Consider the following 13,212-nt stretch of genomic DNA (forward strand, 5'->3'; position numbering starts at 1 on the left):
CTTACTGTATCAATAAAAGTTGCAGGAAGCACTAAAAGTCATAGACTTGCACTCATTGCACCTGCAGAAAGGAGGGTAGGCGGCTCGAGCAGGATGGATCTTTAGTTGCTGTCACAAGCAGTCACTCAAAAGGAGGATTCTATGGCAACGATTCTTCCCAAGCTGCGGGCAACACTGGGGCTTCTTCTGGTCTTCTCACTTATGGTACCGGCGTGGGCCGGGGCACAGACATCATTCAACCGGATCATCGTCTTCGGCGACAGCCTCTCCGACCCTGGCAACGCATTTGCCATCTCCGGCACGGCAAACACACCTCCCTACCAGTTCCTCGACGAGTTGCTGATACCAGACAGGCCTTACGCAAGAGGCGGCCACCACTTCAGCAACGGCATGACCTGGATCGAGCAGTTGGCACGTCAGCTCTCGCTTTCGGGCAACACCCGTCCGGCCTTCCGCGACTTCGGGGGCGCCGCGACCAACTACGCAATCGGCGGGGCCAGGGCATGCGACAAGGCAGGCAAGGCAACCATGAGCTACGAGGTAAACACCTTCCTCAACGTTTTCGGCGGCCACGCCCCGGCAGACGCCCTTTACGTCATTGAATTCGGAGGCAATGACATAAGGGACGCCCTCGATGAGCAGAATCCCGGCATCATCGATCAGGCGGTGTCGTCGGTACAGTCAAACATCACCGCCCTTTACAACGCAGGCGCCAGGAAGTTCCTGGTCTGCTTCGCTCCGGATCTCTCTCTTACCCCGGCGCTCATCGCTACCGACAAAGTAGTGCCGGGAGCGGCTACCGCAGCCCGCCAGATATCGCAATACTACAACTACCTGCTCGACTACCTTCTGACCTCGATGTCCTCCCAGCTAGCCGACATGGAGGTGGTAAGAGTCGACCTTTTCAGCACGCTGGGAGAAATAGTCGGCAACCCGGCCGAATTCGGACTCAGCGTCGTCGACGCCACCTGCGTCACGCCCGGCTTCGCCCCCTACGCCTGTAGCACTCCCAACACCTTCCTGTTCTGGGACGGCATACATCCAACGGAGAAGGTGCATTCCATTTTTGCGCAACGGGCGCTGTCTGAGCTGGTTAAGTGACCGGATGCAAAAACCGGAGCCTCTCGCAGAGGAGCTCCGGTTTTTGCCGTCGGCCCGATGCAGTCTCCTGCCCACCCTCTTTTCAATGCAATTCATGCAGCTAATCAGAAACTTACACTCTTTTTCATGCATCAAAGAGCTTGACTTCATCTCACTAAGACATACTCTTTTGACAGAGGTCTGTGATGCATGGTCCTCTTTAATCATTGCCGGATACAAGGCGCTGCTCCACTGATACAGATCTCCCCGACTTTAAGCAACAAGGGGCGTCGACCGGGCCGGAAAACCCGGCACCCTTTTGCCGCACCGAAATCGGAAAAGGAGGGACGATCATGAGATCTAAAGGGACAGTTGCCTCAATGACGACAGCGGTGATCTTGCTGCTCGCGGTGCTCGCCGGTTGTGCCACGGAGTTGAGCGGACCGCAAAAAGCGGAGCTCAAGTGGTACCGCAACAACGGACTGGCGGTCCAGGAGAAGGATCCCGCTACGGCGGCATGGCTGGGCATCCTTCCTGGTGGAGGGTCCTTCTATACCAGGAACTACGGCATAGGCATCGTCAACCTGCTTTGCTGGCCGATATCCGTGGCATGGGACCCGGTCAGCGGGTACAACGGTGCCGAAACGCTCAACTACATGAGCACGGTATCGGTGGTTGAGAAGAAACGCAACAAGGAGATCACGACGCTCGACTCGAAACTCGCAGCGGGTACCATCTCAAAGGATGAGTACCTGAAACTCAAAAACGAGTGCGAGAAGCGCTACTCACCGGAGATCTAGACATCTGACAGCGCCACAACACCCGCAAGAGACTTACACGAGAACCCGCGGCGGCGGGTTCTCGTGTTTTATTTCCCCACTTTTCCTGCCTTTGCAAAAAACTCGGCGCTGCCCGTACCGACCTCCCCAACCGGTCCCTTCATTCCAAGGCACCGCTCCTTCGACGACGATCACTTGACCATCGGACCTTTTTTGCATTGGCAAACTCCCCTTTTTATGAAATGGTACTTGGCCTAGCGGGAGATCAGGTCTTTCGGGAGCACCTATGAAAAAGATACTCGCCGTAGAAGACAGCAAGGTGTCGCAGGCCCATCTGCGCGACATACTCGAAGGCGCATATGAGGTCAGGGTGGAAGAAGACGGCGCATCGGCGCTCTCCGCCGTGGTGGAAATGCCCCCGGACTTGATTCTGCTCGACGTGAACCTCCCGGTGATGAACGGCTATGACGTTTGCCGCCGGTTGAAGGGTGATGTGAGGACGCGCGAGATCCCCATCATATTCCTCACCGGCTGCGATTCCGGGGGGGAAAAGGTGAAGGGGTTCGAGGCAGGGGCGGACGACTACATCGTGAAGCCTTTCCACCCCGAGGAACTCCTGGCGCGGGTCTCACTACACCTCGCTTCGAGGCGTGAAAAGCAGATGGCCCTAGAGCTCGAAAGGCTCAAGTTGCTGCGGGAAATGGCGGTCGCGATAAGCCACGAATTCAACAACCCGCTCACCGCGATCCTCTGGCACCTCCGCCTCGCCTCCCGCGATGTCGGCGATGAAGAAAAGGTCCGGACGCATCTTTCGGACATGCAGCTTGAGCTGGACAAGATACGCCGCATCGTGGCGCGACTGGCGGAAGCGTCCAGGGACGCGAAGACGGAGTACGTCATGGGCGAGGCTATGATAGACGTGAACCGGATCTGAGTTGCCGGTTGCGGCATTGCAGGAGAATCAGGCAGGAATGGAAAATTTCATCATCATCGGCGTGTTCGTACTGCTCGGGATGCTCTTTCGCCGTCTCGAGGCCTTCCCGAAGGATTCGGCGCAAGTGCTGAACATGTTCGCCCTCTACGTGTCGCTGCCGGCGCTTATCCTCCTCAAGGTGCCGCAGATCGTCTTCTCACGCGACATCCTCACCGCCGCGCTCGTGCCTTGGGGGATGCTCTTCCTGTCGGTGGCCGCAGTACTCGGGGCGGCACGGCTGTGGCACTGGGATCGTGCATCGGTCGGGGTGCTGCTCCTCGTGGTACCGCTAGGCAACACCTCGTTTCTTGGCGTCCCCATGGTCCAGGCTTTCTTCGGAGCGGCCGGCCTTCCCTACCTCATCATCTACGACCAGTTGGGAACCATGATCATCATGGTGACCTACGGCTCGATGATTCTTGCCCTCTACGGCAAGGACGGATCGGTGCGCCTGTCGGCCATGGTGCGCAAGATGCTTCTCTTCCCCCCCACCATCGCCCTGCTGGTCGCCCTTGCCGCCCGCTCCTGGCCTTACCCGGAGAAGCTCGCCCAGGCGCTGCAAAACGTCTCTCTCACCCTCGTCCCAGTGGTCATGACGGCGATCGGCCTGCAGATGAGGCTGAGACTGCCGCGCAGGGTGCTCGGGCCGCTTGCCTTCGGGCTGTCGCTGAAGCTCGCGGCGGCACCGCTCCTCGCCCTCGCGGTCTGCCGGATGGCGGGGGTTGCCGGCATGGTGGTCGACGTGTCGATCCTCGAAGCGGCCATGCCGCCTATGGTGACGGCCGGTGCGCTCGCCGTCGTCGCCGGGATGGAGGCCGACCTCGCCGTGGCCATGATAGGGATAGGCATCATCCTCTCCTTCGGAACCATCCCCGCCGTCTACTGGCTGACACGCCTCACCGCCTGACACCATGCTCCCCGCCGGGACTGCGCCTCCGGCGGGGCTTGCTCTGACCGCAGTTACAGGTGGAAATCTCCCGCCGCTTCAGGCTGGTAGAGGACCTTCTTCACCTTCAGCTTCTTCTTTCCGCCGGGCACCGCCCAGGCGATGCGATCGCCGGCACGATAGCCTATCAGCGCGGTCCCTACCGGGGCTAGCACCGATATCCGTCCCTTTTCCAGATCTGCGTCTGCCGGGAACACGAGGGTATATTCCAACTCCTCGCCGGAATCGAGATCCTGCAGACGCACCCGCGAGTTCATGGTTATGACGTCAGGGGGGATGCCCGCGGAGGGGACCACCTCTGCCCTTGTCAATTCCTGCTCCAGTTCCGCAAGGTATCTGCCGTCGCGCGACGACCTTTGTTCGACACCGCCGATCATCTCCTCGAGACGCTCCAGGTCGAACTCCGTGATGAATATCTGCCTACCCTTACCGCTTTGCTTCATTTTATTCTCCTTTTTTCGGGCAATAAAAAACCCCCGCGGGCTCATGCCGGCGGGGGTCTTGGTGTTGGTCTGTACGATAAAAGCTAAACCCTTCCCTCCGGCACCGACATGGAACGTGCGAGACCGCGCAGCAACGCGGCTGCGGTCAGGCGGGTAAAAAGGGCGGCATGAAAAAGACGGGTTGAGATCACGGCTGTGTTTTCCTCGAATCTTTTAGTCGTTAAGGTTCCCAACCCTAGCATCTTTGCATGTGGGCGTCAACAAGGGGAGGCGGTCCGGCAGTCGGGGGAGTTCTCACCCGCTTGCTTTGCCCGTGCGATAAGGAGTTCCTGCCGGACTTTTAGCGGCGGGCAGACTGCGGTGCGGACCGAAGGTCCCTGCAGCAGGTCTCCATCTTCTCGCGTAACGCCTCCATGACGCCCCCTACCACCTGGTGAAGCAATCGGACTTGCAGAATAGCGCTATGAGCGCGATCGCGAGCCAGATGCAGCATATGATGAAGATAAGTACGGCCATGTCCCTCCCCTTGAACTCTTATTCTGACTGAAGTAGCCCCACTAAACCTGCCGTCGCCGCGCCCAGGGTTCCCGTTTTTACAAAGGGAACAAAAGCGCTCCGTTGCTCACCCGGATGCCAGGCAGGCCAGGCTAAATCCCCCCTCGTCAGGCTCACGCAGTGCTTCGTGGGAAGCTGCACTCCCGTTCCCCAGTATTCTCTGAAGAACCTTTCCCAAGCCTGACGGTAACTGTCGCAACCGCTCTTTCGGGGATGCTTCCGTTGCCCAATCATATATATACAACTTCTTGAATGTCAACAGATTCATGCCCGCTCCGGTCGACTGACGCCGCCGATCGTCCAGAATCTCCTTGCAAATTCGCACGTGAGCGGGTACGGATGCTGTGATGAATAGTCTCTCCGGGAACATACGAAAGCTCTACGTCTTCTCTTTCCTGCAGATGATGCTGTTTCCGATGGCGATCATAACCCTCTTCTGGAAGGACCACATCGGGCTTTCGCTGACCCAGATCCTGCTTTTGCAAAGCATCTTCTCGGTGGCGACCCTGGCACTCGATTACCCGGCCGGCTACATAAGCGACCGGGTCGGCTACCGCTGCGCCCTCAACATCGCCGCGGCCCTCGGCATGGCGGGCTGGGGCATCTACATCTATGCGAACTCCTTCACCACCGTGCTGCTGGCGGAGATCACCCTCGGGATGTCGCTCTCCTTCATAAGCGGCTCGGACAGCGCCCTTCTCTATGAGACGCTGCGCGCACAGGGGGACGAGCGTTCCTACGCCCTGCATCAGGGACGCATGCACGGCTTCGCCCAGATCGGCGAGGCAGCCGGAGCGGTGATGGCCGGGGTGATCTACGCCTTCGAGCCGAGGCTCCCCTTCGTGCTGCAGGTCGCGGTATGGGGAGCCGGTCTCGCCGTCACGAGCCGCCTTGTCGAAACGCCACGGGAGCATACGCCCGCCCGCTCCCATCTCGCCGAGGCGATCGCCACCGCACGCTACGCCTTTAAGGAGAACCGGCACCTGCGCTATACGATCCTCCTCAACACGGTGCTGGGGGTCGCGTCCTTCTACCCGGTCTGGCTGATCCAGCCCTACATGCAGCACGCCCGCGTGCCGGTCGCCTGGTTCGGTCCCGTCTGGGCCGGCGCCAACCTCACCGTGGCGCTTTGCGCCTTGGGGAGTCACCGGCTGCACAACCGCTTGGGCGACCGCGGCATGGTGCTGCTCTTTCTCGCGCTGACGGCGGCGGGGTACCTAGGCCTCGGACTCTGCGCGGGGATTTGGGGTTTCCTCTTTTACTACCTGCTCACCTGCATGCGCGGCTTCCGGGGACCGATGATGCTCTCCCACACCCAGCAGGAGTCATCGAGCGCGAACCGGGCGGCGACCCTCTCGCTGCAATCGGTCTCCTTCAGGATTCTTTTCGTGGTGAGCGGTCCGCTGGTGGGAAAGCTGGCCGACGCGGCGGGGGTGGCGCGCAGCTTCTACTTCCTCTTCTACGCATTTATCTTCACCCTTCCCCTGCTCGCGGCCCTTTTCCTCAAGAACGCGCCGCGCCGGGAGGCCGAGGTGCCATAGTGCAGCGGGCGGGAGACCCGGCCGCAAAGGAGCAGAGCATGAACTACCGAGCCATAGCGAAAAAGCTGTTGCAGGAACAGCCGCAGACCATCGCGGTCCTTCTCGCCCGTCTCCCGGCGCAAGACGCCGGCGAGATCGTGAAGCTCCTCCCCGACTTCGTCCAGGCCGATCTCGTGCAGCGGATCGTGCACATAGAGCGCTTGCCCGACGAGGTGTTGGCCGAGATAGACGCGACGCTGGACGCTCTCTTTAGGAGCCGCTGACATGACCTACGTGAACCTGCAGGAGGCGCTGCAGATACTGGGGCTTGGGGAGCGGGCGACGCTGGGCGAGATAAAGGCCCGGCACCGGGAGCTGGTCAAGCGCCATCATCCCGATGCCGGTGCGCAGGGGGACCCGGAAAGGATCCGCCTGATAAACGCGGCCTACCGGATCGTTTCGGAGTACGTAGCAGGGTACCGCTTCTCGTTCACCGAGGACGAGTTCTACGAACAAAACCCCGACGAGCGGCTGAGGAACCAGTTCATGGACTTCTACCGGAACTGAGCAACCGGCAGCTTAGAAATCGTAACGCACCCCGAACATGACGTTGCTGGAACCGTAGGAGAGTTCGGTACCCTTCAGGCTGAAGTCTTTTGCCGCGCCCTGGTAGCGGTAAGAGAGGTCCAAGGTGATGTGCGGGGCCGCCTTTAAGGCCACGCCGGCCATGGCCTGGTACCCGAAAACGGTGTCGCTCGCATGCTCTTCAGTGTCGGAGAGCCTGCCGTCGAGCAAACCTATACCCGCCCCAAGGAAGGGACGCACAACCGACTTGATCGGGAAGTCATAGAAACCATTGAGCATGTAGCTCATCACCCTGAGATCCCCCTCGACGGGCACCGCACCCATCCCTACGAGATCGATGGTATCAGTATCCGCCTTTCGATAGCCGAACTCGGCCTCCAGGCGGACTCCGTTCTCCCACTGAAATCCGACGCTGGCCCCGACGGCAAAGCCCAGGTCATAGGTAAGGGTTGTCGTCTCGATGCCATCGTTGAAATCACTGTCATGGAAGAATGCGACTCCACCGTTGACCCCAACATAGGGGCCTGCCTGCGCTGCAGTTGCGACAGCGGTAAGTGCCGCCATCAGTAATGCTGCCGTGAGAATCCGTAGTTTCATGCGACTGTCCTCCTTTGCTGGGATCGGCTCGTAGAGCCCGCATACCGCGGACGCGGAATATGCAATCTCACTTGAAACACAAAGCATGCCTTTTGTAAGCATGCGAAATCACTACCGCGCTTCCTTGCTGAAAAAACATTAAGTGTTCCATTTTTTACTAGCAACTTGTCACTCGCGGTATTTTTGAATTATTACTGCCATTTAAAGACACTGTAAAAATTTTCACGTGTGCATTTTTTTACGAATCTTACAGAGGACGCTTGAATGTAGATACAGTCGTTGACTGCGAGTAACAGTAAAGAGTGTTGGTTTTGGGACATTTCATACAGCAACGGCGCAAAACACATACAATAAAGTTAGTAATACAAAATGAAAAGCCCCCCTTCCATCATCACCTCCGGCACGCCCCTCTCCCTGGCACCGATATGCACCGTTGACAACTTTGACGAAAAATAATACATTGTTTTAGCAATCCGGCACCACCGTCGCGTTTGCTGGAGATGTGGTGCTACGGGGGAGCAGAGCTTGAAGCATCCGGCTATCCGCCCGAAAAAACAGACCGAGTTCGTGAAGGAGCAGGAAATGGGCATGGCATTACAGTGCAAGTTCTTCGGCCACATCATCAGCGTCGACAAAGCGCTCGCCATACGCGAGGGCGCTACGGCAGAACAGAAGTACTCCCTTCTTTTCGAATGCGACAAATGCGGCAAACCGGTCCGCCCGCGCGCGGCGGGAGACAAGCACGTCGCGCACTTCGTGCATCTCAAGGAAAACCCCGAGTGCGGTTACGCCGAGCCCCCCAGGGAATACTGACCACCGCGCCGCGATGAAGCTGCTCACCCTCTTCTTTCTGGTCTCATTGGCGTCAACCGCCATCCCCGGACCGGCGGTCCTGTACGTGACAACGCAGGGGATGCGCGGCGGCATGCGCTCCGGACTTCCGGCCGCACTAGGCATCCTTGCCGCCGACGCCTTCTATATCGTCCTCTCCGTGACGGGACTCTCCGCGATACTCGCCGCATCGTACCAACTGTTCACCATCATGAAATGGGCCGGCGCCGTCTACCTGGTCTACCTGGGCGTGCGGATCTTGCTTTCGGGGCTCTCCGCTTCGGTTGCGCGGCAGACAGCCACAGCCAACTGCGGCACGGGTCGCTCCTTCCTGGGCGGTTTCGCCCTGCACGCGGCAAACCCGAAGGCGCTTTTGTACTTCGGGTCCCTCGTCCCGCAGTTCGTGACGCCGGGCAAGCCGATTGCCGTCCAACTTGCCGCCCTCGCGCTCATTCACCTCTCCACCGCTTCCTGCGTGCTCATCATCTACGCAGCGTCTTCCTCGCGTTTAGGTCGCTGCAGCGTAGGCTCGGGCGTCTCCCGGTTGCTGCGCTTCGCGGCCGGCGCCTCTCTCATCGGGGCGGGGGTCTCCCTCGGATGCCTGAGAAGAAGCAGCCCCTAAAGTAAGTCCCCCCATTTAAATCAAATCCCCCTGCCCCCCCTTTGCCAAGGCTACGGGGGGCAGGCTCCCCCTTCGCAAAGGGGGGAACGCGACGCCAGTTGCAGCGCTTCGTGGACACTCTTGTTGTTCGTGGACACTCCTGTTGCCATCCCCGGAATTCCCGGATGAACCTCACAAGGGGGGGGAACCTGAAGCCGAGTGCGGCACTTCGTGGAGACCGACGCCCTGTTTTCCCAGAATTATCTACAGTACCTTTCTACTGGCCCCTGCCCGCAAAGTTCCTTCGTTTCGCCACTTAAGAAGTTATTGACCGATCGCCATCTGTTATTGAAAAATAAAACGGCCAGTCGATAAGTTACAAGCAGGATACCGTATACATCAAAGGCCGGGATCGCGCTTTATTTTCTTCCCGGCCGTGTGATATATACGTAATTTTAAAATTACGTTACCGAATATTGCACTACAAACCGCACCACGACAATCACCAAGTGAAACGGTTAATTGTGCATGTCTTATCGAAAAGCTTTTCATGCACGACAACATCCAACTTTTATACCGGCAACGACCGCTTTCTAAGTTACGACAAGGATCACAGGTGAATTTGAGCATCGTAAAGAAGGGCACCATACTGACCGTCACCATCGTCATTACCGCGGTGAGCGTCACCACGTACGTCTCTTTGGCCAAAATGAGGCGGGAGATGGTGCGCGTGGCCACCGCGTCACAGGAAAGCAGGCTCAACACCTTTTGGGAGCTGCTCAGGCAAAAGGGAGCATGCCGGGTCGAAGGGAGCCGCCTGATGGCGGGGGACTGCGTCCTAAACGGCGACAACGAGCTTCCCGACAAGGTGGCGAAGATCTGCGGCGGGACGGCCACCATCTTCATGAATGACGTCAGGGTGGCCACCAACGTAGTGAAGGAGGACGGCAGCCGAGCGGTGGGGACGAGGCTCGAGGGTCCCGCCTACGATGCCCTCTTCAAGAAGGGGGAAGGTTACCGTGGCGTCGCGCCGATCCTCAACACCCCCTACTTCACCGCCTACGATCCGATCCGTGACAACAGCGGGCAGGTGATCGGCGCTTTATACGTCGGGGTGAAGACCGCGGATTTCCTCCAATCCTTCGAACACACGCGAACGACGGTGATCGCCCTGGCATTTGCCTTCACCCTTTTCGCCAGCTGCATCGCCGCCTGGTTCACGCGCCTGCTGCTCGCCCCGCTGAAGAAGGCGGTTTCCATCACCGAGGCCGTGGCGACGGGGGACCTCACCGTGGCGATTCCGGCGGGTGGAGACGACGAGGCCGGTAAACTCCTCGAGTCGTTGAGGGCAATGGTGACCGAGCTGCGCGGCATGATCAGCAGGGTGAGCGGGTCCGCGGAAAGCGTGCAGGGAATATCGGCCGACCTCTCCGCCGAAGCCGCGGGTGCTGTGGCGGCCGCGCGCCGCCAGCAGGGCAAAGTGATCGAGACGTCGTCCTACGTCGAGACCATCGCCGGCAAGGCCGAGGAGATCGAGAATGAAACGCAGCGGCTCGCCCGTGCTGCGTCGGAGTCCTCCGCATCGATCCTGGAGATGACGGCGACAACGGAGGAGGTAGCCCTCAACGCGGAGCGACTCACCTCGCTGATCGCCGAGGTGACCGCCTCGATCATGCAGAGCGCGAGCGCCAGCGGCGAGATCGGCGAACACACCGTGGCGCTCGTCTCCTCCTCCATGTCGACGGCGTCATCGATCCTGGAGATGGAAGCGGCCACCAACACGGTAAAGGGAAACGCCGTGCTCACCGCAGAGGTGGCGGAGGTCGTGGAACAAGACGCCCTCAAGGGGGTCGAGGCGGTACGGGCGATGCGCCAGGGGATAAGCGAGATCCGCGCCTCGTCCGGGGTCACCAACCAGGTCATCACGACGCTCACCGCGAGGACGCACGAGATCGGGGCGATATCCTCCGTGATCGACGACATCGCCAAGAGAACCTCGCTGCTCGCGCTGAACGCAAGCATCATCGCGGCGCAGGCCGGCCAGCACGGCAAGGCTTTCGCGGTGGTCGCCGAGGAGATCAAGATGCTCGCCTCGAGCACCGCCCGTTCCACCAGCGAGATAGCCGGCCTGATCGCCGGCGTGCAGGAAGAGACCGAGCGGGCGGTGAACGCGCTCAAGGAGACGGATCAGCGCATCGCGGCGGGAGAGGAGCTGAGTTCACGCTCCGGCGACGCCCTGGAGAAGATCGTGAGCGGCGTCTCCACCGCGAGAAGCCACATAAGCGGCATCGCGCGGGCCACGGCGGAACAGGCGAAGGGGACGGGCCTCATCCGGGAGGCGATGGACCGGGTGACCGACATGACCGAGCGGATCGAACGCGCCATCAGGGAGCAGTCCGGAGCCAAGGAAGCGATCATGGTTGCCTCTGAGCAGATGAAAGAATTGGCCGCACAGTTCCAGTGGGCGACCCGCGAGCAGAGCAAGGTGGGGCGCGACATCTCAAATTCGATCCTGGACGTCTCGGACATGTCGCAGAAGATCGAAAAGGCCTGCGCGGTGCAGGCCAAGGAGAGCACCCAGATCGCAGCGGCGGTGGCCGAGATCAACGCCGACGCGGACCGCTGCCTGCAGGCCGCGGCGCTTCTCGAGGCGGGGGCGGCGAAGCTCACCGGCCAGGTGGGCGTCCTGCGTGAGGGGACCGGCGCCTTCAGGCTGCAGGGAGGCCATTGAAAGAAGAGATGCGGTGTGCTAGCATCGGGCCCGGCCGCACGTCAGGAAAATCCCGACGGCTCCCGGAGCCGTCCGATGCCGAAGAGGTCGTTATGACGCCCTTTAGTTTTTTCGCCACCCCTTCCTTCAAGACGAAGATCGCGAAGATCGAAAAACACGACCCGCCGGGTCACGCGCGCATCCAGTCGGTCATCGACCGGCTCCTTTTGAACCCGAGCGACGCCGACGGCTGGATGCACGGAGAGTACCACGGCCGCCTGAAGAAGTACGTGGGGCGGCGCGACTACCGGCTCATCTACCACTGGTGCGAGCTCTGCCGCAAGGAAGGGCACAAGCTTCACTCCCAATGCGGCTTCTGCTCCGAAGTCACCGACAACAGCGTCATCTTCTTCGACGTCTACCACAAGAACGAGGCGAACAGGCTCTAGGCCATGAAGGCAAGCGAAACGACGGCAAAAAGGCGCCAGCAGCTTTTGCGCTTCATATCGAGGGACCTGCTCGGGCCGGTGGTGGGCAGGATGCCGAAATCGAGCATCGAGTCCCTTGAGAAGGCCTCGTACTTCCCGAACATCCGCAGACACATCCTCGACATCATCCCGGTAACCGACGCGCGCATCGTGAAACACGAGACCCGCGCCACGTATCCACCATTCATAAGAACCGAGGCGGTATTCAACAGGCGCAACCTCTACCTCTTGAATGACGCCACGGTTTCCCCATTCTCCGGCATGGCCTGGATCGGGAACCGGATCATCGAAGAGAGCGTCGGTTCCCTGCGCCGCATCATGGACTGGGGGGACGTGCTGCACGAGCCGCTCCTGCCGGTGACCGCACTTGCGAGTGCGGAGCCTGTGGTGGTTTGCCACCCCGCAAACTACTTTCACTGGCTCATGGAGGTGCTGCCGAACCTGCTTTTCACCGTTGCCAGGTTCCCCGAGGTGAGGATCGTTCTCCCGGAAGAGGTGCCGCGCTACGTGAGCGAAGGGCTTTCCACCGCGCTCGGCACCGACGCGGAGAAGCGCTTCATCCGATGTCCGGGCCCGGTACGTGTCGAGCGACTGGTGGTGCCGCAGTACCACACCCAGCCGGAATTCACCGATCCCCGGGTGATCGCCATGCTGCAAAGCGCGGTGAAGGGGAAGGTAGTGGCGGATGGGGCTCTACCGCGTGCAGGACGCGGCGGCAGGATCTACGTCTCGAGGGGGAAAAGCAGGCGGCGGTTGGCCGGCGAAGAACTGCTGGAGCAGCGGCTGAAGGAGATCGGCTTCACCATCCTGCACTGCGAGGATTTATCCTTCGCCGAGCAGATACGGGTCTTTCACGATGCGGAGACGGTGGTGGGGACGCACGGCGCCGGCCTCACCAACGTGGTCTGGTCGCAGCCGGGGGGCCGCGTCATCGAGATCTTCGCCAACAACTACGTCCTCGACTGCTACGCCTGGCTGAGCTTCAGCCGCGGCATGGAGTACCGCCACGTCGTCTGCGACACCGGGCACCGGATCGACGAGAAGGCCATGGACGAGGTGCTTAGCATGTGCGGGGGGGAACGACCATGAGGGGGGAAAGCGACA

The 13,212-nt window shown here is 60.2% G+C and carries 14 protein-coding genes; 12 read left to right on the forward strand and 2 right to left on the reverse strand.

Going from position 1 to position 13,212, the window contains the following annotated elements; genetic code table 11:
• The first annotated feature begins 141 nt into the window (after nt 1-141).
• The 4 genes from D6Z24_RS17335 to D6Z24_RS17350 all read left to right on the forward strand — a co-directional run bounded on the left by D6Z24_RS17335 (nt 142) and on the right by D6Z24_RS17350 (nt 3,739).
• Entirely contained in the window at nt 142-1,101 is a 960-nt protein-coding gene (locus tag D6Z24_RS17335; protein ID WP_129127872.1) for an SGNH/GDSL hydrolase family protein, read from the forward strand.
• A 332-nt stretch (nt 1,102-1,433) separates the two neighbouring features.
• Nucleotides 1,434-1,880 carry a hypothetical protein gene (locus tag D6Z24_RS17340; protein ID WP_129127873.1) on the forward strand — a complete coding sequence of 149 codons (447 nt, stop codon included), beginning with the start codon at nt 1,434-1,436 and terminating at the stop codon, nt 1,878-1,880.
• 265 nt (nt 1,881-2,145) lie between these two features.
• Nucleotides 2,146-2,793: a response regulator gene (locus D6Z24_RS17345; protein ID WP_129127874.1), complete on the forward strand. Its 648-nt coding sequence runs from the start codon at nt 2,146-2,148 to the stop codon at nt 2,791-2,793.
• A gap of 37 nt (nt 2,794-2,830) precedes the next feature.
• Nucleotides 2,831-3,739, forward strand: coding sequence for an AEC family transporter (locus D6Z24_RS17350; protein ID WP_129127875.1), 909 nt, complete (start codon nt 2,831-2,833; stop codon nt 3,737-3,739).
• A 53-nt stretch (nt 3,740-3,792) separates the two neighbouring features.
• On the opposite strand, the gene rnk is transcribed toward D6Z24_RS17350, so the two are convergent.
• Complete coding sequence (gene rnk, locus D6Z24_RS17355) at nt 3,793-4,221, reverse strand: nucleoside diphosphate kinase regulator (RefSeq protein ID WP_129127876.1); 429 nt, start codon at nt 4,219-4,221, stop codon at nt 3,793-3,795.
• A gap of 902 nt (nt 4,222-5,123) precedes the next feature.
• Between rnk and D6Z24_RS17360 the strand changes: the two genes are divergently transcribed.
• The 3 genes from D6Z24_RS17360 to D6Z24_RS17370 are packed head-to-tail and all read left to right on the forward strand — an operon-like array spanning nt 5,124 to nt 6,863.
• Nucleotides 5,124-6,317, forward strand: a complete 1,194-nt coding sequence (locus tag D6Z24_RS17360; protein WP_129127877.1) for an MFS transporter — start codon at nt 5,124-5,126, stop codon at nt 6,315-6,317.
• Nucleotides 6,318-6,355: 38 nt separating this feature from the next.
• Nucleotides 6,356-6,580 carry a hypothetical protein gene (locus tag D6Z24_RS17365; protein ID WP_129127878.1) on the forward strand — a complete coding sequence of 75 codons (225 nt, stop codon included), beginning with the start codon at nt 6,356-6,358 and terminating at the stop codon, nt 6,578-6,580.
• A gap of 1 nt (nt 6,581) precedes the next feature.
• Complete coding sequence (locus D6Z24_RS17370; RefSeq protein WP_129127879.1) at nt 6,582-6,863, forward strand: J domain-containing protein; 282 nt, start codon at nt 6,582-6,584, stop codon at nt 6,861-6,863.
• A gap of 12 nt (nt 6,864-6,875) precedes the next feature.
• On the opposite strand, the gene D6Z24_RS17375 is transcribed toward D6Z24_RS17370, so the two are convergent.
• Complete coding sequence (locus D6Z24_RS17375) at nt 6,876-7,478, reverse strand: outer membrane protein (protein WP_162605168.1); 603 nt, start codon at nt 7,476-7,478, stop codon at nt 6,876-6,878.
• A gap of 525 nt (nt 7,479-8,003) precedes the next feature.
• Here D6Z24_RS17375 and D6Z24_RS17380 point away from each other — a divergent pair.
• The 5 genes from D6Z24_RS17380 to D6Z24_RS17400 all read left to right on the forward strand — a co-directional run bounded on the left by D6Z24_RS17380 (nt 8,004) and on the right by D6Z24_RS17400 (nt 13,197).
• Complete coding sequence (locus tag D6Z24_RS17380; protein ID WP_129127881.1) at nt 8,004-8,291, forward strand: hypothetical protein; 288 nt, start codon at nt 8,004-8,006, stop codon at nt 8,289-8,291.
• 13 nt (nt 8,292-8,304) lie between these two features.
• Complete coding sequence (locus tag D6Z24_RS17385; protein WP_129127882.1) at nt 8,305-8,931, forward strand: LysE family translocator; 627 nt, start codon at nt 8,305-8,307, stop codon at nt 8,929-8,931.
• Between the two features lie 595 nt (nt 8,932-9,526).
• On the forward strand, nt 9,527-11,641 hold the full coding sequence (locus D6Z24_RS17390; RefSeq protein WP_162605169.1) for a methyl-accepting chemotaxis protein: 2,115 nt from the start codon (nt 9,527-9,529) through the stop codon (nt 11,639-11,641).
• Between the two features lie 92 nt (nt 11,642-11,733).
• On the forward strand, nt 11,734-12,069 hold the full coding sequence (locus D6Z24_RS17395) for a type II toxin-antitoxin system RelE family toxin (RefSeq protein ID WP_129127884.1): 336 nt from the start codon (nt 11,734-11,736) through the stop codon (nt 12,067-12,069).
• 3 nt (nt 12,070-12,072) lie between these two features.
• Complete coding sequence (locus tag D6Z24_RS17400) at nt 12,073-13,197, forward strand: glycosyltransferase family 61 protein (protein ID WP_129127885.1); 1,125 nt, start codon at nt 12,073-12,075, stop codon at nt 13,195-13,197.
• Nucleotides 13,198-13,212 lie beyond the last annotated feature (15 nt).

The organism is Geomonas oryzae (assembly GCF_004117875.1).
Taxonomy (GTDB): domain Bacteria; phylum Desulfobacterota; class Desulfuromonadia; order Geobacterales; family Geobacteraceae; genus Geomonas; species Geomonas oryzae.